A 19,998-nucleotide genomic window follows, 5' to 3' on the forward strand; every position below is an offset into this window, starting at 1 on the left:
GGGGCGACTGGGCCGGCAGGGAGGGAGAGCTCGCCGTCTTCGAGACCGGCGCCTGGCGCTTCTTCGCGCCCTTTGCCGGCCTGACCGTCTGGGTGGAGGACGAGGCCGCGCTCCTCGTCTGGCGGGGCGGCGGCTGGAGCGATGTGGCGCCCCGGCTCGACGAAGAGACGCTGCAGAACCTGCCGCTCCTCGGCGTCGGCGCCGAGGCCGACGCCACCAACCGGCTCGCCGTGCGGAGCGCGGCCGTGCTCTTCACCCATGCCGAGGCGGGCGGCGTCCAGGTGAAGCTCAACAAGGAAGCGGCGGGCGACACCGCCTCCTTCCTCTTCCAGACCGGCTATGGCGGGCGCGCCGAGATCGGCCTCGTCGGCGGCGACGACTTCTCCTTCAAGGTGAGCCCGGACGGGGCGAGCTTTTACGAGGGGATCACGATTACGGCGGCGGACGGGCAGGTGAGCTTCACCCGGGCGCCGAAATTCGCCGCCACCATCAATTACGACCAGTACTGCCCGGCCGATGCCTGGACGGTGATCGGCATGAACGAGGCCGAGCACAACGACCAGCTCGCCTTCGACGCGGCGACGAACCGCTTCACGGCCCCGGCGGCCGGCTTCTACCTCATCGGCGGCAAATACCTCTTCAAGGCGAACGGGACGGAGCCGGGCTCGATTGCCATCGGCTTCGGCCGGAACGGCGCAGACCCCGCCGGCGGGAGCGAAATCTGCCAGGCGCATGGGCCGATCGCGAGCCTCGTCTCCTCGGTCCAGCACCAGCATCTCTTCCGCCTTTCGGCCGGCGAGACGATCGACCTCAGGGCCCGCATGAGCGGCCATGACGGCTACGCGCAGAGCGGCGCCGCCTCGTTCTGGGGCTTTCGCGTCGCCTGACGCTGCCGGCTTTTTTCAAAGAACTTGCAGGAAGGAGCGCGGCCATGATCGCGGCCGAAGATTTGCGGGCGATCGCCGGCCGGAAGGCGCGCGCCGAGATCGTTGCGGGCCTTGCCGCCGGGCTTGCCGAATACGGGGCGGATTTCGGGCTGCAGCGGCCCGAGATTCTGGCGCAGTTCCTCGCCCAGATCGGCCACGAGAGCGGGCGATTTCGGTTTCTGGAGGAGGTCTGGGGACCGACGATGGCGCAGGCGCGTTACGACGCCCGCACCGATCTCGGCAACACGCCCGCCGCGGACGGCGACGGCTATCTTTATCGCGGCCGCGGGCTGATCCAGCTGACGGGCGCGGCCAATGTCGGCGCCTTTTCGGTCTGGGCGCGGGCGCGCTTTGCCGATGCGCCGGACTTTGCGGCCGAGCCGGAAAGGCTCGCCGAATTTCCCTGGGCGCTGCTTTCCGCGCTGTTCTTCTGGCAGGAGAGGCGGCTCGGCAGCCTTGCCGCGAAGGGCGAGCTGACGGCCATCACGCGCGCCGTCAACGGCGGGCTGAACGGGCTTTCCGAGCGGACGAACCTTTATGTGCGCACCGCGCTGACGCTGCTCGGCCAGCCCCTGAAGCGGGGCGCTCTGAAGCGCTTTCAGGAAGAGCACGGCCTCGCCGCCGACGACGTCGCCGGGCCGAAGACGCTCGCCGAACTGCACCGCGCCTTGAAGGCGCTGCCGGATCTTTCGCCGGGCACCGCGGGCGCGGCGGGACCCGTCGGCTTCGGCTGGGATCTCGCCATCCTTGCCGCTCTCACCCTGGCCGCACTTGCCGCGGCCGTCTTCATCTCAGGAGGAGAATTGAAATGACCACCGTCAGCCAGCCTTCCGCCCTGCCGACCAACAAGCTCTCGGCGGCGACGCTTGCCGCCGCGCTCGCCTCGCTCGCCGAGATGATCGTGACGCGGCAGTTCCCGCAGCTTGCCGACCCGACGATCTGGGCGCCGGTGGCGCCGCTGATGGCGTTCATCGTGGGGTATTTTGTGAAGGACCGGCCGAATGTGTGAGGGGGAAGGCTTGCATCCTGGGCGTGGCGGCGCGGCTCGCTCAACTCGCTTTCTGCGTATGAGCGCGGTCTATTGGCGCAATCCTGGATTGCAGGGAGCCGTGGCGCTTGCGGTGTTTCAAGCCCATATGCAACATGCAGGCGAATGGCACAGGCAAAAGTGCCGTTCGCAAGGCGAGGCAAACTCGATGTCGGCGACGACGAAGTTCAGCCAGAAGGATTTTCGACGCGGCGTCGACGACATGTTGACGTTGGGGCCAATCCGCGAGGCGGTCCGCCAGCTCGTTCGCGCAAAGCGCAGGCCGAACGACGCTGGATCGAGCGGCAAGACCGCCTCCCGTCGCAGTGTCGGCCTCTATGGCGAACCGACTTCCCGAAAAACCGGATAGCGCCGACCAGGGCGACGACGAGGCCCGGTCGCGGGACGGCGACCGTTATCTCGCCATCGGAACGCTGCATCTTCACGGCAATGATCTTGCCGAATTGCGCAAGATCGCCAGCGAAAACCCCGCGCTCGCCGAACGGATCATCGAGCAGCGCGATCACGAGGATGCCAGAGCGAATGCGAGCTATCGCTTCGGGGTGGTGTCCTCGCTCATCCTCCTTGCGATGGCCCTTGCGTCCTTCACTTTCATCCTCGTCTGGGCAGGGCTGCTCGCAACGATCGGGCTTGCGCTGGCGACCCTCGCGATCGCTGTGCTGATCCGGGTGGTGCTGACCGGGGAATGGTCCGATACGAGCTGGTTCGGCAAGGTAGTGAAGGCCCTGGCGCGGCTTCTCGGCTCGGCCGATGTCTGAAGAGGGCTCGTGGCCGAGAAACCGTCCCGACCCCTGCCCACCGCCGCCCGCCATCCCGGCCCGCCTTGCCTCCCTTCAAAACTCCTGCCATTCAGCCGGCATTCAGCCCGCGCGCTCTAGAACGGCACCCATGAACCGCTTCGCCCGCATTCCTGCGCTCGCTCTCGCCCTCCTGCCGCTCCTTGCGGCGGGTGCGCAGGCGGCGTGCCTCGGCTCGGGCGAGGCGCGGCAGGTGGTCTCCTCCGGCCAGGCGATGCCGCTCTCGGCGGCGCTGTCGCGGGCGGGCGTTTCCGGCGAGGTCGTCAACGTCCAGCTCTGCGAGGAGGGCGGGCGCTACGTCTACCACGCCTCCGTGCTCGGCTCGGACGGGCGCGTCAGCCAGGTGAGCGTGCCGGCGAACTGAGGAACGGGAAAACCCGAGACGGAAAGGACATCCGCGATGCGGGTTCTGGTGGTGGAGGACGACGAGAATCTGAACCGGCAGATGGTGGCGGCCCTCACCGAGCAGGGCTACGCCGTCGATGCCGCGCTCGACGGCGAGGAGGGCCACTTCCTCGGCGAGAGCGAGCCCTATGATGCCATCATCCTCGATCTCGGCCTGCCGCAGATGGACGGCCTTTCGGTGCTGGAGGCCTGGCGGCGGGAAGGAAAGACGACGCCCGTCCTCATCCTGACGGCGCGCGACCGCTGGTCCGACAAGGTGCAGGGGATCGATGCCGGCGCCGACGACTACGTTGCCAAGCCCTTCCACATGGAGGAGGTGCTGGCGCGCATCCGCGCCCTCGTGCGCCGCGCCGCCGGACACGCCTCCAATGATCTCGTCGCCGGTCCCGTGCGCCTCGACCTGAAGGGCAGCCGCGTCACCGTGGAAGGCAATCCGGTGAAGCTCACCTCGCACGAATACAAGGTGCTGGAATACCTGATGCACCATCGCGGCAAGACGATCTCGCGCACGGAGCTGACGGAGCATCTCTACGACCAGGATTTCGACCGCGATTCCAACACCATAGAGGTCTTCGTCGGGCGGCTGAGGAAGAAGCTGGGCGTCGATCTCATCGAGACGGTGCGCGGCCTCGGCTACCGCATCGATCCGCCGCCAGACGGCCAGGAATGAGGCGGCGAGGATGCTGAAGAAGAGCCCGCCGGAGGCCCGCACGGCCAGACGCAGCGGCTCGCTCAGCCTGCGCCTGGCGATTGTCGCCGCGGCCGGCAGCGCCATCGCGCTGCTTTTGGCCGGCATCCTCTTCGTCTCGCTCTTCCGCGATTCGGTGCAGCGCAACTTCGATTTCCGCCTCATCGCCATCCACAAGGCGCTGGTGGGCGCTGTCGTCGCTTCCGGCGACACGCCGGCCGAGACCGAGATCGCCCTGGGCGAACCGCGCTTTTCGCTGCCGCAATCGGGCTGGTACTGGCAGATCCGCGACATGGAAACGGGCGAGATCGTCACCGCCTCGCCCTCGCTCTTCGGCGACCGGCTCGCCGTCACGGACTTGCCGGCGGCGACGGGGCGCCCGCGCAGGCTCACCTTCACCGGCCCCGCCGGGCGCGGCCTGCGCGCCGTCGAGCGCCAGATCACCCGCGCCGACGGCAAGCGCCTCGCCGTGCTCGTGGCGGGCGACGCAAGGGGGGTCAGCCGCGACATCTCCCGCTTCACCACCATCGTCGTCGTCACGCTGTCGATCTTCGGCGTGCTCCTGGCCGTCGGCGCCGCCTGGATGGTGCGCTTTGGCCTCCGCCCGCTGCGCGACATGCGCGCCGCGCTGCAGGAGGTCCGCAGCGGCGAGCGCACCAGCCTTGCCGGCGAATGGCCGGACGAGATCGCCCCCCTGGCGGAGGATCTCGACGCGCTGATCGCTTCCAACCGCGAGATCGTCGAGCGCGGCCGGCGCCATGTCGGCAACCTCGCCCATGCGCTGAAGACGCCGCTCGCCGTCCTGCAGAACGAGGCGGGCGCCGCCGAAGGTCCGCTGGCCGACAACCCGCTGGCGGACAAGGTGAGAAGCCAGGTCTCGCTGATGCAGGGGCAGATCAACCACCATCTCGACCGCGCCCGCATCGCCGCGCAGACCAACGTCATCGGCGCCCTGACGCAGGTGCAGCCCGTGGTGGAGGCGCTGGCGCGGGTGATGCAGAAGGTGCATGGCGGCGCGCGCGACCTTCAGATCGACGCGCATTGCCCGCCCGGCCTTGTCTTCCGCGGCGAGCGGCAGGATCTGGAAGAGATGATCGGCAACCTCCTCGACAACGCCTGCAAATGGGCGAAGGGCCGGGTGAGCGTGACGGCGCTTCCCGCGCCCGGCGGGGAGGCGCGGCGCGCAAGGCTCGTCATCGCCGACGACGGGCCGGGCCTGTCGCAGGACGAGCGCCGGAAAGTGCTCGCCCGCGGCGCGCGGCTCGACGAGACCAAGCCGGGATCGGGTCTCGGCCTGTCGATCGTGGAGGAGCTGGCGCGCATCTATGGCGGGGCGCTGACGCTGGAGCGCTCGCAGATGGGCGGGCTCGCCGCCATCCTCGATCTGCCGGTCGCCGAGCGCGCGGGATCGTGAACGCGCCGCTTACCCAAATTTCGCCATCCTGCTCTGGAAGGCATTCCTGCAACGTGTCATTGGGGGCTTGCTCCGCCAGCGGAGCATTCTTTGGAAGGAAAGTTTACATGAGATTTGCAGCGACCGGCGCCGTCATCGGCGCCCTCGTTCTGGCCGGCTGCCAGTCTGAGCCCGGGGGTATGGGGCAGCGCGAGGGTCTTGGAACCCTCGGCGGCGCCGTCGTCGGCGGCATCGTCGGCAACCAGTTCGGTTCCGGCTCGGGCCGCGTGGCGGCGACCGCGATCGGCGCGCTCGCCGGCGGCCTCATCGGCAACCGCATCGGCGCGAGCATGGACGACCAGGCCCGCCAGGAGGCGCTCGCGGCCGAGTACCGCGCGCTGGAATACGGCCAGCCGGGACGTCCGGTCGAATGGCGCGCCACCTCGGGCAACTATTATGGCGAGATCGTTCCGGGCCAGACCTACCAGGTCAACTCGGTCGACTGCCGCGACTACGCGCACACGATCTATATCGACGGCACGCCTCAGGTGGCGCGCGGCACCGCGTGCCGCCAGCCGGACGGAACCTGGCGGCCCGTCAGCTGATCTGAGGGCTCCGCCGCCTCTCGCGGCGGGGCCGGTGACGCCGCGGCGCGCCGCCCACCTGGGGTGGGGGGCGCGTCCTTTCAACGCGGCAGGCCGGTATGTGCATTGCCGCCAGGCACTGGGGTGAATACATCTCGCCTGGGATAAGGGCCTGAAGTCACATGCTTCTCTGGTTGGCGATAGCGTTGTTCACCGCCGTGGCGATACTGGCGGTTCTCTTGCCTCTGTCGGCGGGCGCGAAGGACGTCGCCTCCGGCGCCGAAGAGGACGCCGCCGTCTACCGCCGCCAGCTTTCCGAACTCGAACGCGACCGCAAATGGGGCCGCATCGGCGAGACCGAGGCCGAGGCCGCCCGCGCCGAGATCGCGCGCCGGCTGCTCGCCATCGACCGCGAGAAGACGGTCGAGCCCGACCGCAAGGGCGATCTGTGGCGACGCCGGGCGACGGCCGTCCTGGCGCTGGCCGGCATCCCCGTCTTCGCGGTCCTCCTCTACATGCTGCAGGGCTCTCCCGGCATGCCGGACCAGCCGCTCATGGCCCGTCTCGGCGGTCAGCCCGACACCAAGAACATCTCCATGCTCGTGGCGCGGGTGGAGGACCATCTCGCCCGCAACCCGAATGACGGCAAGGGCTGGGAAGTGCTCGCCCCGGTCTATATGCGCCTCGGCCGCGAAGCCGACGCGGCGCGCGCCTATGAGAGCGTCATCCGCATCATGGGCTCCAACACGGCGCGCCAGACCGCCCTCGGCGAGGCTCTGGTGATGGCCGCCGGCGGCGTCGTCACCGACCGCGCCCGCGAGGCCTTCCAGAGCGCGGCGCGGGATGCGGGCGAGGGCGACGAAGGGGCGCCGAAGGCGCGCTTCTATCTCGCGCTCGCCGCCGAGCAGGAAGGCGACACGGCTGGCGCCACGAAACAGCTGCGCGACCTCCTGGAGGGCGCGCCGGCCGATGCCTCCTGGCGCCCGGCGATCCAGGAAACGCTGGCGCGGATGGAAAAGGCCGAGAGCGACACGGCGAGCGCGCTCTTCCAGCCGGCCGAGCCGCAGCTCGGACCGGTCGCCCGCAATTCCCCCGAGACGCCGCCCGCCAATGCTCCGTTTGCCGGAGGCGGGGCGCCTCTCGCCGGAGGCGGGGCCCCGTTTGCCGGAGGGCCGTCGCAGGACCAGATGAACGCCGCCGCCGAGATGGCCCCCGAGGATCGCATGGCGATGATCGAGGGAATGGTGGAAAATCTCGCGAGCCGGTTGCAAGATAAGCCCGACGACGCGGAGGGCTGGCTGAAGCTGGTGCGCTCCTACGCCGTTCTGGGACGAAAGCAGGACGCCGCGGATGCCGCGCGCACCGCCCTGACATCCGTCTCCGACAAGGAAGGGCGGCGCCAGATCGCCCAGCTTGCCGCCGATCTACGCCTGCCGGGCTTGGAGGAGGTCCCGCAATGACCCGCAAACAGCGCCGCCTGACCCTTATCGCCGGAGCCGGCCTCGTCCTGTCGTTCGCCGTTGGCCTCGTCGCCTATGCGATGAACGACCAGATCGTCTTCTTCTACGCGCCGAGCGAAGTCGCCCAGAAGGGCGTCGCGCCCGGTTCGCGCATCCGCCTCGGCGGCCTCGTCGAGGAAGGCTCCGTCAAGCGCGAGAAGGACGGCGAGGTCTTCTTCTCCATCACCGACACCGCGGAAGCCGTCCCGGTGCACTACAAGGGCATCCTTCCCGATCTCTTCCGCGAGGGTCAGGGCGTCGTCGCCGAGGGCCATTTCGATACCTCGGGCGCCTTCGCCGCCGACAGCGTGCTTGCCAAGCACGATGAGAACTACATGCCTCCGCAGGTCGCCGATGCCCTGAAGAAGCAGGGCATGTGGCAGCATATGGGCGATGGGACCCAGACGCAGTGAACGGCTTCTTCTCGCTCGCCGAGCTCGGCCATTACTCGCTCGTCCTCGCCCTTGCCCTGTCGCTGGTTCAAGCGACGGTGCCGCTCTGGGGCGCGGCCAAGCGCGATTCGCGCCTGATCCGGGTCGCCACGGCCACCAGCCTCGCCGGCTTCTTCTACATCGTCTTCGCCTTCGGCGCCCTCGTGGTCGCCTACGTCGTCTCCGACTTCTCCGTCGCCAATGTCTGGGAGAACTCGCATTCGGCCAAGCCCATGCTCTACAAGGTGACGGGCGTGTGGGGGAACCACGAAGGCTCCATGATGCTGTGGGTGCTGATCCTCTCGCTCTTCGGCGCCCTCGTTGCGATCTTCGGCGGCAACCTTCCCGAGACGCTGAAGGCGCGCGTTCTCGCCGTTCAGGCCTGGATCGGTTCCGCCTTCCTGCTCTTCATCCTTCTCACCTCGAACCCGTTCATCCGGCTCGATCCGGCGCCGGCCGAGGGTCAGGACCTCAACCCGATCCTGCAGGATATCGGCCTGGCGGTGCATCCGCCCTTCCTCTATCTCGGCTATGTCGGCTTCTCGATCGCCTTCTCCTTCGCCGCCGCGGCGCTGATCGAGGGCCGCGTCGACGCGGCCTGGGCCCGCTGGGTGCGGCCCTGGACGCTGACGGCCTGGCTCTTCCTGACGCTCGGCATCGCCATGGGCTCCTACTGGGCCTATTACGAGCTCGGCTGGGGCGGCTGGTGGTTCTGGGATCCGGTGGAGAACGCCTCCTTCATGCCCTGGCTGGCGGGCACGGCGCTGCTGCATTCCGCCGTCGTCATGGAAAAGCGCGGCGCCCTGAAGATCTGGACGATCCTCCTCGCCATCCTGACCTTCTCCCTGTCGCTGCTCGGCACCTTCCTGGTGCGCTCGGGCGTGCTCACCTCGGTCCACGCCTTCGCCACCGATCCGACGCGCGGCGTCTTCATCCTGGGCATCCTCGTCCTCTTCATCGGCGGCTCGCTGGCGCTGTTCGCCTGGCGCGCGCCGTCCCTGCGGCAGGGCGGGCTCTTCGCCCCGGTCAGCCGCGAGGGGGCGCTCCTCTACAACAACCTCTTCCTCGTTGCCGCCACGGCGACGGTCTTCGCCGGCACGCTCTATCCGCTGGCGCTGGAGGCGGTGAACGGCGAGAAGATCTCGGTCGGCGCCCCGTTCTACAACCTCACCTTCGCCCCGCTGATGGTGCCGATCCTGATGGCGGTGCCTTTCGGGCCGATGCTCGCCTGGAAGCGCGGCGATCTTCTCGGCGCCGCGCAGAGGCTCGCTTTCGCCATGGTCGCGGCGATCGTCGCCGTGGCGGTGACGCTCGTCCTCACCGGCGCCGAGGGCGCGCTGGCGCCTTTCGGCATCGGCCTCGGCGTCTGGCTGATCGCGGGCGCCCTCAACGAGCTTCTCGACCGCTCCGGCATCACCCGCGGCAACTTCAAGCATGCTCTGCCGCGCTTCTTCGGCCTGCCGCGCGCCGCCTTCGCCACGGCGATCGCCCATGCCGGCCTCGGCGTGACGGTGATCGGCATCATCGCCACCACCGCCTACCAGACGGAGACGATCCGCTCGCTGAAGCCGGGCGAATCGCTGGAGGCCGCCGCCTACACGCTCACCTATCAGGACGTGGTGCCGCGCACCGGGCCGAACTACCGCGAGGAGGTCTTCCGCATCGTCGTGACCCGTGACGGCAAGGCCGTGACGGCCGTCGCCCCGACCAAGCGCTTTTATGCGGCGCGCCAGATGGCGACGACGGAATCGGCGATCAAGACCTTCTGGTTCTCGCAGCTCTACGTGTCGATCGGCGACCTGCACGACGACGGCTCCGTCACCGTCCGCGCCTATTACAAGCCGCTGGTGACGCTGATCTGGCTCGGCACGCTGGTCATGGCCATCGGCGGCGTCGTCTCGCTTTCCGATCGCCGCTTCCGCATCGGCGCGGCAAAGCCGGCGCGCTCCGCCCGCAAGGGCCGCGCGGCGGAGGCCGGCGCATGAGGCGCCTCGCGTTCGCAGCGCTGGCCGCGCTCCTCTTTCTCGCCCTTTCCCCGGCGCTGAAGCCGACGGGGATCGCCGGCACGGCCTTCGCCGTCGAGCCGAGCGAGATGCTGCAGGACCCGAACCTGGAGGCGCGGGCGCGCAAGCTTTCGGAGGGCCTGCGCTGCCTCGTCTGCCAGAACCAGTCGATCGACGATTCCAACGCCGACCTGGCGCGCGACCTGCGCGTGCTGGTGCGCGAGCGCATCAAGGCGGGCGACAGCGACGAGCAGGTGAAGGACTATCTCGTCGACCGCTACGGCGAGTTCGTGCTGCTGCGCCCGGTCTTCGACTGGACGAACCTTCTGCTTTGGGGAACGCCGCTCATCGTCCTCGTCATCGGCGGCATCGTCATGGCGATGCGCTTCCGCCGCACGGCCGCCAGCGCCGAGCCGAAGCTTTCGGCCGAGGAGGAGGCGCGCCTCGCCGACCTTCTGGAGAAGGACGCGGCGAGCTGAGCTTTTCGCGGCGTTTCTGCCCGGATCCGGCAAGCTTACGAACTTTTAATTCCAACGCCACTGCGCGGTAATCCGCCTGCTCCTATTTCTGATGGTGCAGCAGGTGACCCCCCGTTGCCCCCTATGCCCTGCTGCGACCTCCAGTCCGCTCCGCTTCCCCCGGCGGAGCGGACTCCCATGAATTCCCGGGAGAAAGACCAACATGACGAACAATCCGAGCCGTGTTTCCAAGAGCCGAAAGCTCCGGAATGCGCTCCTGGCCAGCGTCCTGACGATGGGCGTGGCCGGTGCGGCCGCTTCCGGCGCCATTCTCACCGACACCAAGCCGGTGCTCGCCGAGCAGGTGCAGGTCGATATCGACGGTCCGCGCGACTTCACCCATCTCGTGCAGCGCGTGAAGCCGGCGGTCGTGTCGGTGCGCGTGAAATCGAAGGTGGATCCGGTGGAGTTCCGCGGCAACTTTTCGATGCCGGACCTCCCCGACGACAATCCCCTCAACGAGTTCTTCAAGCGTTTCGGCCCGCGCGGCTTCGAAAATGACGGCAAGCGCGGCCCGCACGGGCGCGAGCATCCGCGCTTCGGCATGAGCCAGGGCTCCGGCTTCTTCATCTCCGAGGACGGTTACATCGTCACCAACGACCACGTTGTCGACAACGGCTCCGAGGTCACCGTGGTGATGGAGGATGGCAAGGAGCTGACCGCCAAGGTCGTCGGCGTCGACGAGCGCACCGATCTGGCGCTGCTGAAGGTCGACGGAAGCGGCTATTCCTATGTGCCGCTCGCCAAGGAGAAGCCGATGATCGGCCAGTGGGTCGTCGCGGTCGGCAATCCCTTCGGTCTCGGCGGCACGGTCACGGCCGGCATCGTCTCGGCGGACGGCCGCGACATCGGCGCCGGCCCCTATGACGACTTCATCCAGATCGACGCGCCGGTGAACCGCGGCAATTCCGGCGGCCCGACCTTCAACATGAAGGGTGAGGTCGTGGGCGTGAACACGGCGATCTTCTCGCCCTCGGGCGGCAATATCGGCATCGCCTTCGCCATTCCCGCGAGCGTCGTCTCCGGTGTCGTCGACGAGCTCCGCCAGGACGGCTCGGTGACGCGCGGCTGGCTCGGCGTGCAGATCCAGCCGGTGACGCAGGACATCGCCGACGGTCTCGGCATCACCTCCACGGATGGCGCGCTGGTCGCCGATCCGCAGGATGGCGGCCCGGCCAAGGCCGCCGGCATCAAGGCCGGCGACATCATCACCAAGGTCGACGGCAACAAGGTCGACGGTCCGCGCGACCTCGCCAGGATGATCGCCGCCTACGAGCCGGACACCAAGGTCGATCTGACGGTGCTGCGCAACGGCGACGAGAAGCAGGTCACCGTCGAGCTCGGCAAGCTCGGCAAGCAGGTGGCTTCCAGCGAGCGCGGCGACGAGGACAACTCGGCGCAGACGAGCCTGGAAGGCCTCGGCCTTTCCGTCCAGCCGAGCGATGACGGCCGCGGCGTCGTGGTCGTCGGTGTCGAGGCGGGCAGCGCGGCCGAGGAGAAGGGCCTCTCGGAAGGCGACGTCATCCTCTCCGCGGGCGGGCGCGACGTGCGCACCGGCTCCGACCTCGAGGACCAGATCGCCAGCGTCAAGGACAAGGGCCGCAAGGCCGTCCTGATGCAGGTGGAGCGCGACGGCAGCCCCCGTTTCGTCGCCCTGCCGACCGACAAGAGCTGAGCTCGGCCGGGGCCCTTCGGGGCCCCGCCTTCAAGATCGGCGTTCGGCCGGTTAAAGTCGCCCCCACCGCCGGCGTCGGCGAGCGGCGGATCGCCCAGCGGTCCGCCGCTTCGCGTCAAGAAGAGCCCGCAAAGGCTCCTGAAGGAAAATTCCACATGCGCATCCTGGTGATCGAGGACGATCAGGAGACCGCCGCCTACCTCGTCAAGGCGCTGAAGGAGGCCGGCCACATGGCCGACCATGCCGGCGACGGCGATGCGGGCTTTGCGATGGCCTCCGAAGAGACCTACGACGTGCTCGTCGTCGACCGCATGCTGCCGAAGCGCGACGGCCTGTCGGTGATCTCCGAGCTGCGCGCTTCCGGCGACCACACCCCCGTCCTCATCCTTTCCGCCCTCGGTCAGGTCGACGACCGGGTGAAGGGGCTCAGATCCGGCGGTGACGATTATCTCGCCAAGCCCTACGCCTTTTCCGAGCTGCTCGCCCGCATCGAGGTGCTCGCCCGCCGCAACACGCCGAGCGAGGCGGAGACGCGCTACCGCGTCGGCGACCTGGAGCTCGACCGGCTGGCGCGCACGGTGACGCGCGGCGGCGAGACGATCCTGCTGCAGCCGCGCGAATTCCGGCTTCTCGAATACCTGATGAAGAATGCCGGCACGGTGGTGACGAGGACGATGCTCTTGGAAAACGTCTGGGACTACCATTTCGACCCGCAGACGAACGTCATCGACGTCCATATCTCCCGCCTGAGGGGCAAGATCGACAAGAGCTTCGACAGGCAGCTTCTGCAGACCGTGCGCGGGGCCGGCTACGTCATCCGCGACGATGGCTAAACGGTTCCGCTTCAGGCGAGGCGGGGGGACGAACCGGCTGCGGCTCTTCCGCACCACGGCCTTCAAGCTGGCGGCGGTCTATCTGGCGGTCTTTGCCATCTTCGCCGGCTTTCTGATCTTCTACATTGCCAAGAACACCACCCAGCTCCTGACGGCGCAGATTTCCGAGGCCGTCGATTCGGAGGTGGAGGGGCTGGCGCGCCACTACCAGGTGGGCGGCATCACCCGGCTCGCGCGGGTGATCGACCAGCGTAGCCGCCAGCCGGGCGCGAGCCTTTATCTCGTCGTCACGCCGGACGGCAACATCCTCGTCGGCAATGTCGGCGCCGTGCCCTCCGAGGTGCTCCAGAAGGAGGATTCCTCGCTCCGGCCCGTCCCCTACAACCGTCTCGACGAGGAGGGCAGGGCCGGTGAGCATCTGGCGCTGGCGCGGGTCTTCGCGCTGCCGGGCGGCTTCCGCCTTCTCGTCGGCCGCGATGTCGGCGAGCGCCAGCGCTTCGTCTCCATCATCCGCCAGGCGCTCTTCCTCACCGTCGGGCTGATGGTCGTGCTGGGGCTGGCGAGCTGGATCTTCGTCTCGCGGCGCGTTTTGAAGCGCATCGATTCCATCTCCGCCACCAGCCGGCAGATCATGACGGGCGACCTTTCCGGCCGCCTGGAGGTGACCGGAACGGCCGACGAATTCGACCGGCTCGCCCTTTCCCTCAACAACATGCTGGCGCGCATCGAGGCGCTGATGGTCGGCCTGAAGCAGGTCTCCGACAACATCGCCCATGATTTGAAGACGCCGCTGACCCGCATGCGCAGCCGCGTGGAGGAGGCGCTGGCGCGCTCCGACGACATGGCCGGCTGCAAGGACGCGCTCGCCGCGACGCTGGAGGACGCCGACCAGCTCATTCGCACCTTCGACGCGCTCCTGATGATCGCCCGCACCGAGGCGGGCAATTCCGGCCTCGGCTTCGGCCCGATCGACGCGGCCGCCGTCGTCGCCGACATGGTGGAGCTCTACGAGCCGGTGGCGGAGGAGGCGGGCGTTGTCCTCGCCGCCGAGCCGCAGCAGGGCGAGCTCACCTTCATCGGCAACCGCGAGCTCCTCAGCCAGGCGATCGCCAATCTCGTCGACAACGCCATCAAGCACGCCGCCGACGTGCCGCAGCCACGGGTGACGATCGGCCTTGCCCGCGTGCCGGAGGGGCTGGAAGTGGCGGTGTCCGATAACGGGCCGGGCATTCCCGAGGCCGACCGCGCCCGCGTCGTGGAGCGTTTCGTGCGCCTCGACGAGAGCCGTACGCGGCCGGGTTTCGGCCTCGGCCTCTCGCTGGTGGCGGCGGTCGCCAAGCTGCATCGCGGCCATTTGCGGTTGGAAGATGCCGGGCCGGGCCTTAGAGCTGTGCTCGTTTTGCCCGACCAGGAATTGCCCGCCGATGAGCGAGACGACGCTTCGACAACGCCTCCAGCCGCTGCCGCCCTCGCCTGAGGGCGAAAAGGCGCTGGAGAGGCTCGCCCATGCGGCGGCCCGGCAGGAGAAGGCGGATCAGCTGGAGGCGCTCCTCGCCGATGAGGGGCTGAAGGATTTCCTCGCCGCGGCTCTGGGCGACGCGCCCTATCTCCTCGACCTTGCCTCAAAGGACGTTGCGCGTCTTGCCGACATCCTCGCCGCCGCGCCGGAGACGCTCGTCTCGCAGACCATTTCGGCGCTTTCGGCGCTGCAGGATGCCGACGAGAAGGCGCTGATGGCCGAGCTCCGACGCGCCAAGCAGAAGGTGGCGCTCGCCCTCGGCCTGGCCGATCTCGGCGGGGCGGTGGACCTTGAAGGCGTGGTGCGCCCGCTCTCCGACTTCGCCGACGCCGCCCTTCAGGCGAGCCTTGCCCATCTTCTGGCCGAAGCGCGCCGTCAGGGAAAATGGCAGGGCGGCGGGCCGGAGGATTGCGGCCTCGTCGTGCTGGCGATGGGCAAGCAGGGCGCGCGCGAGCTCAACTATTCCTCCGATATCGACCTCATCGTGCTCTTCGAGCCGGCGCGGGCCAAGGTCGCCGAAGGCGTCGAGGTGCAGCCCTTCTGGGTGCGCATCGTGCGCCGTCTCGTCCATATCCTGCAGGAGCGCACCGCCGACGGCTACGTCTTCCGGGTGGATCTGCGCCTGCGCCCCGATCCCGGTGCGACGCCGGTGGCGATCTCCATTCCCGGCGCGCTCTCCTATTACGAGAGCATGGGCCAGAACTGGGAGCGCGCCGCCATGATCAAGGCGCGCCCGGCCGCCGGCGACATCGAGGTCGGCAAAAGCTTCCTTGCCGAGCTCGCCCCCTACATCTGGCGCAAATATCTCGATTTCGCCGCCATCGCCGACATCCATTCCATCAAGCGCCAGGTGCATGCCCATCGCGGCCACGCCACGGTGCGCGCTGCCGGCCACGACCTGAAGCGCGGGCGGGGCGGCATCCGCGACATCGAGCTCTTCGCCCAGACGCAGCAGCTGATCGGCGGCGGGCGCGACGCGGATCTGCGCTGCCTTAGGACCCGCGACACGCTCGGCCAGCTGGCCAGGAAGAACTGGATCCAGCCGGAAGAGGCAAAGACCCTCGACGAGGCCTACACCTTTCTGCGCAAGGTCGAGCATCGCCTGCAGATGGTGCGCGACGAGCAGACCCACACCCTGCCGGAGGATGGCGAGGGCGTCGCCCGCATCGCCCGCCTCTGCGGCTTTGCCGAGCCGAAGGTGTTCGAGCAGGCGTTGCTGGAACGCCTGCATGCCGTCGCCGAGCGCTCGCAGGAACTCTTCGAGGAAGCCCCCTCGCTGTCGGCCGATCTCGGCAATCTCGTCTTCACCGGCGGCGACGACGATCCGGAGACGCTGGAGACCCTGTCGGGCCTCGGATACAGGCAGCCCGCCAGCGTGACGGAGGCAATCCGCGCCTGGCATTTCGGCCGCTACCAGGCGACGCGCTCCACCACGGCGCGCGAACGACTGACGGAGTTCACCCCGGCGCTGCTTGCCGCGCTCGCCGAGACGAGCGACCCGGACCATGCTTTTCGCGCCTTCGATTCCCTCATCCGCAAGCTGCCGGCGGGCGTGCCGCTCTTCTCGCTGCTCGCCGCCAACCCGAAGCTTTTGGAGCTGATCGCGCTCATCCTCGGTGCCTCGCCGCTCCTTGCCGATACGGTCGCCCAGCGCCCGCATGTGATCGACATGCTGACGGAGCCGGATTTCCTCTCCGAGCCGGTGGAGAAGAAGACGCTCGCCGCGCAGCTTGCCGCGAGCTTCGCCGACGCCAAGACCTACGAGGACCGGCTTGACCGGGCACGGCTCTTCGCCCGCGAGATGCGCTTCCTGATCTCCGTCATGGTGCTCGCCGGCACGATGGACGCGCCGGCGGCGGGCGCTGCCTTCGCCGATCTCGCCGAGGTGGTGGCCGAGGGGCTCTTCGGGGCGGTGCGCGCCGAATACGAGAGGCGGCACGGAAAAGTGCCGGGCGGCGAGGTGGCCGTCCTGGCGCTCGGAAGGCTCGGCAGCCGCGAGATGACGGCGACCTCCGATCTCGACCTCATCGTCGTCTACGACCATCCCGAAGAGGCGAAGGAATCGGACGGCAAGAGCCCGCTTGCCGCCAGCCAGTATTTTATCCGCCTGTTGCAGCGCTTCGTCACCGCGCTTTCGGCGCAGACCGCCGAAGGCACCGCCTACGAGGTGGATCTGCGGCTCCGTCCCTCCGGCCGGGCCGGGCCGCTGGCGACGCATCTTTCGGCGTTCTCGCGCTATCAGCGCGAGGAGGCCTGGACCTGGGAGCACATGGCGCTCTGCCGCGCCCGGCCGATCTTCGGCGACGAAGCGCTGATGTCCCGCACGGCGGAGGTGGTGCGCGAGGTGCTGGCGCGCCCGCGCGAGGAGGCCAAGCTGAAATCGGACGTCGTCTCCATGTATGGCCGCTGGCAGGCGGAAAAGGGCGGTGGCGACATCTGGCAGATCAAGACGGTGGCGGGCGGGCTCATCGACCTCGAATTTCTCGCCCAGTATCTCGTCCTTGCGGGCAAGGTGCTGCCGGAGCCGGCGCCGCCCTACCGCGTCTTCGCGTGCGCGGCCGAAGCGGGCGTGGGGGAATCCGGCCTGGCTGGAAAATGGGACGAGCTGTCGGCTTCCTCGCGCTTTCAGGGCGCGCTCCTGCAGGGGCTGCGGCTGATCGGCGAGGAGGCGGCGAAGGCCCCTTCCGAGACCGCCGAGGGAACGAAGCGGCTCATTTTGCGGCTCGCCAACGCCGCGCGCGCCGAAGCGGGCGAGGGCGAGCTTGCCTCCTTCGAGGAGGTGGCGGAGCGGCTCGGCGAGGTGCAGGGGCGGACGCATGCCGCGTTCGAGGAGATGCTTGGGGGAGGGGAGTAGGGAGGCAGTTCGCTCGCGCCCTCGCGAGACGAGGCCTCACCCTCACCCGGCATTCCCTTCGCTGCGCTCGGGACTTGCCGACCTCTCTCTTCAAGGGAGAGGTTTCGCGCCGTGCCTGACGCGCTGCCGGTGTGCACCGCGCTGCGCTGACGTGCTGCTCCGACGGCGGCCGCAGGCCCCAACCCTCTCCCCTCTGAGGGAGAGGGTGGTCGGCGGAGCCGACCGGGTGAGGGGGTCGCCGCAGCGCGCACGGCGCCCTCGAGTGGCCACAGCGCAGAACCCGCTCGCCGACGCCTTCGCGGGGGAGGTTTCACCCTAACCCGTCATTTCCCTTCGCTTCGCTCGGGACTTGCCGACCTCTCCCTTCAAGGGAGAGGTTGGTGCGGTCAGGCGGCCTGCTTCTGCTGGCTGAGCGGCAGGGTGAGGGTGACGCGGGTGCCGACGCCCTCGGTCGATTCGATGCGCATCTCGCCGCCATGGAGGGTGACGAGCGACTGGGTGATGGCGAGGCCGAGGCCGGAGCCCTTGTGGTCGCGGGTGAACTGGCGCTGCACCTGCTCGAAGGGGCGGCCGAGCCGCTCCAGCGCCTTTGCGCCAATGCCGACGCCCGTATCCTCCACTGTCAGGACGGCCTCGCCGCCGCGCCGGCGCGCCACGATCTTCACCGAGCCGCCTTCCGGCGTGAACTTGATGGCGTTGGAGACGACGTTGAGGATCGCCTGCCGCAGCGCCTTGCGATCGGCCTCCAGCGAAAGGTTCTCCTCCGCCTCCTGCGAGAGCGTCAGCTTTGCCTCCGCTGCCTCGTGGCCCATGGTCAAGACGATCTCCTCGGCCAGCGCGCCGAGCTCGATCTCGGTGGTGTCGAGCGTGATGCGGCCCGATTCCAGCCGCGCCATGTCGAGGATGTCGGAGATGACGGAGAGGAGATAGCGGCCGCTGGTCAGGATGTCGGAGCAGTATTCGTCGTATTTCTCGTCGCCGAGCGGACCGAAGGCGCCCGACTGCATCATCTCCGAGAAGCCGATGATGGCGTTGAGCGGCGTGCGCAGCTCGTGGCTGACATTGGCCATGAATTCCGACTTCACGCGGCTGAGCTCTTCGGCGTGCTCCTTCTCCAGGGCGTATTTCTCGGCAAGCTCGACCAGCTCCTGGGTCTGCTTTTCCAGCTGCTGGCGCGAGCGCGACAGGTCGGCGACGGTCGCCGTCAGCGTGCGCTCGTTCTCCATCAGCTGCGCCTCGTGCTGCTTCAGCGCGGTGATGTCGGTGCCGACGGAAACGAAGCCGCCATCCTTGGTGCGGCGCTCGTTGATCTGCAGCCAGCGCCCGTCCTCGATGCGTGCTTCCACGGTGCGCCCGCCGAGCTGCGGGCTTTCCGACGTCGGCAGCAGCGAGGCGAATTGCGGCCGGCGCCCGGAGCCGACCACATCGGCATAGGCCGTGCCGGCGCGCACGAGGTTGTCCGGCAGGCGGTAAAGCTCCTGGTACTTGGAGTTGCACAGGACGAGACGGTTGGAAGCGTCCCACAGCACGAAGGCCTCCGAGATCGCCTCGATGGCGTCGTGCAGACGCAGGTCGGCGGTGCGCGAGGCCTCCGCGGCGAGCTTGGATTCCGTCACGTCGACGGCGATGCCGATCCAGTGCGGCTGACCGTCCGTGTCGCGCACCACCTCGCCATGGGCGCGGATCCAGATCCAGCGCTCGTCCTCGTGGCGCATGCGGAATTCGCGGTCGATCTGCCCGCCATCGGATTCGATGAGGGCGTTGGCGAGCTCGATGAGGTTGCCGTCCTCCGGGTGGATGCGGTCGGCGACATCGCCGGCCGACAGGAGGCCGGTGCGCGTCGGCATGCCGAGGAGGTCGTACATGGAGGGCGACCAGAACATCGCCCCGCGCGACAGGTCCCAGTCCCACAGGCCCGAACGGCCGCGCATCAGCGCCATGTGCACGCGCGCCTGGGTCTCCGAATAGATGCAGTCGGCCTCGTCGGCGCGCACCTTCTGCGCCTGGTAGGCGGCGCCGAGGATGACCATCATCAAGATGATGGCGACATAGACCGTGGCCTCGCGCGAGACGCGCTTGCGCCAGGGTGCATAGGCGGCCGAGAGCGGCTGGTAGATGGCGACCGAGCCGGTGGCCTCGCCGATATGGCGCACCGTGGCGAGAACCTCCTCGCCGATGGGCAGGCGGATGGAGAGGACGCCGGCGCGCGCGCCGAGCGTCGTCAGGGGCTGGCCGGGACCGAGCACGTCGTCGAGGCTCTTGCCGACCGCGTCGTTGCCGTAAGGATCGGCGGCGACGATCTTGCCGAGCGGATCGGCCAGAAGAATGACGCGCCCCTCGCCCGAGGCATCCTCCGGCACGGCGTTGGCGAGGATGCCGTGATAGGTCTCCGACATGGCCGCGGCCGGCATCTGGCTGCGGCTGTCTTCCAGGTTCGTGGCGACGGCGACGGCGATGAGCGCGAGATCGGAGCGCGACTGGTGCTCGATCTGCATGCGCGCTTCGCCGAGGACGGAGATGCGCAGGATGCCGAGAGCGACGATGACGAGCAGGATCAGGAAGGGGACGAGCTTGCCGGTGAGCGGCTCGGCGCGCACCAGGCGGACGTAATCCGGGTGGATGAACAGCCGCGCATGCCCGACCAAAGCCTGGCGATCCAGGCGCCTGATCTGCGGCAAACGACGAACCGCCGACGCGATGGCTTCAGGAGCCCGCGTCATTCCCCACCTCCAGTGATTGGGGGGACCCCGCTCCCCCGAATCAGTTCATTTGAATCCGGGCGAATCGGAATGTCCATCCCTGCCGGCGGCGTGCCGCAGGGGATG

At 68.7% G+C, this 19,998-nt stretch carries 18 protein-coding genes; 17 read left to right on the plus strand and 1 reads right to left on the minus strand.

What is annotated here, in order from left to right; genetic code table 11:
• The 17 genes from CLD20_RS11695 to CLD20_RS11775 all read left to right on the plus strand — a co-directional run.
• Positions 1 to 887, plus strand: an 887-nt coding sequence (locus CLD20_RS11695; protein ID WP_224406822.1) for a DUF2793 domain-containing protein, incomplete at its 5' end; no start/stop codon positions are given.
• Positions 888 to 931: 44 nt separating this feature from the next.
• Positions 932 to 1,738: a glycoside hydrolase family 19 protein gene (locus tag CLD20_RS11700; RefSeq protein WP_224406823.1), complete on the plus strand. Its 807-nt coding sequence runs from the start codon at positions 932 to 934 to the stop codon at positions 1,736 to 1,738.
• Positions 1,735 to 1,935 carry a hypothetical protein gene (locus CLD20_RS11705; protein ID WP_224406824.1) on the plus strand — a complete coding sequence of 67 codons (201 nt, stop codon included), beginning with the start codon at positions 1,735 to 1,737 and terminating at the stop codon, positions 1,933 to 1,935. The genes CLD20_RS11700 and CLD20_RS11705 overlap by 4 nt, the downstream gene beginning before the upstream one ends.
• Positions 1,936 to 1,993: 58 nt before the next feature.
• Positions 1,994 to 2,323 (plus strand): hypothetical protein, encoded by a 330-nt coding sequence (locus CLD20_RS11710; RefSeq protein WP_224406825.1) that lies wholly within the window; start codon positions 1,994 to 1,996, stop codon positions 2,321 to 2,323.
• A complete protein-coding gene (locus CLD20_RS11715; RefSeq protein ID WP_224406826.1) occupies positions 2,292 to 2,732 on the plus strand; it encodes a hypothetical protein in 441 nt (146 codons plus the stop codon). The genes CLD20_RS11710 and CLD20_RS11715 overlap by 32 nt, the downstream gene beginning before the upstream one ends.
• A gap of 130 nt (positions 2,733 to 2,862) precedes the next feature.
• Positions 2,863 to 3,135 carry a PepSY domain-containing protein gene (locus CLD20_RS11720; protein ID WP_224406827.1) on the plus strand — a complete coding sequence of 91 codons (273 nt, stop codon included), beginning with the start codon at positions 2,863 to 2,865 and terminating at the stop codon, positions 3,133 to 3,135.
• Positions 3,136 to 3,171: 36 nt separating this feature from the next.
• On the plus strand, positions 3,172 to 3,846 hold the full coding sequence (locus CLD20_RS11725; protein ID WP_224406828.1) for a response regulator transcription factor: 675 nt from the start codon (positions 3,172 to 3,174) through the stop codon (positions 3,844 to 3,846).
• Positions 3,847 to 3,856: 10 nt separating this feature from the next.
• Positions 3,857 to 5,278 carry an ATP-binding protein gene (locus CLD20_RS11730; protein WP_224406829.1) on the plus strand — a complete coding sequence of 474 codons (1,422 nt, stop codon included), beginning with the start codon at positions 3,857 to 3,859 and terminating at the stop codon, positions 5,276 to 5,278.
• Between the two features lie 107 nt (positions 5,279 to 5,385).
• Positions 5,386 to 5,862 (plus strand): glycine zipper 2TM domain-containing protein, encoded by a 477-nt coding sequence (locus CLD20_RS11735; protein ID WP_224406830.1) that lies wholly within the window; start codon positions 5,386 to 5,388, stop codon positions 5,860 to 5,862.
• 161 nt (positions 5,863 to 6,023) lie between these two features.
• Positions 6,024 to 7,301 (plus strand): c-type cytochrome biogenesis protein CcmI, encoded by a 1,278-nt coding sequence (ccmI, locus tag CLD20_RS11740; RefSeq protein ID WP_224406831.1) that lies wholly within the window; start codon positions 6,024 to 6,026, stop codon positions 7,299 to 7,301.
• The gene (gene ccmE, locus CLD20_RS11745; protein WP_224406832.1) at positions 7,298 to 7,753 is read left to right on the plus strand and encodes a cytochrome c maturation protein CcmE; all 456 of its coding nucleotides are present in this window, start codon (positions 7,298 to 7,300) and stop codon (positions 7,751 to 7,753) included. Before ccmI ends, ccmE begins: the two co-directional genes overlap by 4 nt.
• Positions 7,750 to 9,756, plus strand: coding sequence for a heme lyase CcmF/NrfE family subunit (locus CLD20_RS11750; RefSeq protein WP_224406833.1), 2,007 nt, complete (start codon positions 7,750 to 7,752; stop codon positions 9,754 to 9,756). The genes ccmE and CLD20_RS11750 overlap by 4 nt, the downstream gene beginning before the upstream one ends.
• Positions 9,753 to 10,253, plus strand: a complete 501-nt coding sequence (locus tag CLD20_RS11755; protein ID WP_224406834.1) for a cytochrome c-type biogenesis protein — start codon at positions 9,753 to 9,755, stop codon at positions 10,251 to 10,253. The genes CLD20_RS11750 and CLD20_RS11755 overlap by 4 nt, the downstream gene beginning before the upstream one ends.
• A 202-nt stretch (positions 10,254 to 10,455) precedes the next feature.
• Positions 10,456 to 11,967: a Do family serine endopeptidase gene (locus tag CLD20_RS11760; RefSeq protein WP_224406835.1), complete on the plus strand. Its 1,512-nt coding sequence runs from the start codon at positions 10,456 to 10,458 to the stop codon at positions 11,965 to 11,967.
• Positions 11,968 to 12,122: 155 nt separating this feature from the next.
• Positions 12,123 to 12,800 carry a response regulator transcription factor gene (locus CLD20_RS11765; RefSeq protein WP_224406836.1) on the plus strand — a complete coding sequence of 226 codons (678 nt, stop codon included), beginning with the start codon at positions 12,123 to 12,125 and terminating at the stop codon, positions 12,798 to 12,800.
• A complete protein-coding gene (locus CLD20_RS11770; RefSeq protein WP_224406837.1) occupies positions 12,793 to 14,277 on the plus strand; it encodes an ATP-binding protein in 1,485 nt (494 codons plus the stop codon). The genes CLD20_RS11765 and CLD20_RS11770 overlap by 8 nt, the downstream gene beginning before the upstream one ends.
• On the plus strand, positions 14,225 to 17,173 hold the full coding sequence (locus CLD20_RS11775; protein ID WP_224406838.1) for a bifunctional [glutamine synthetase] adenylyltransferase/[glutamine synthetase]-adenylyl-L-tyrosine phosphorylase: 2,949 nt from the start codon (positions 14,225 to 14,227) through the stop codon (positions 17,171 to 17,173). The genes CLD20_RS11770 and CLD20_RS11775 overlap by 53 nt, the downstream gene beginning before the upstream one ends.
• Before the next feature lie 386 nt (positions 17,174 to 17,559).
• Here the strand turns inward: CLD20_RS11775 and CLD20_RS11780 are convergent, their stop codons facing one another.
• On the minus strand, positions 17,560 to 19,851 hold the full coding sequence (locus tag CLD20_RS11780) for a PAS domain-containing sensor histidine kinase (RefSeq protein ID WP_224406839.1): 2,292 nt from the start codon (positions 19,849 to 19,851) through the stop codon (positions 17,560 to 17,562).
• Between the last annotated feature and the right edge of the window lie 147 nt (positions 19,852 to 19,998).

This window comes from Afifella sp. IM 167, assembly GCF_020144925.1.
In the GTDB taxonomy this organism is placed as follows: Bacteria; Pseudomonadota; Alphaproteobacteria; order Rhizobiales; family Afifellaceae; genus Afifella.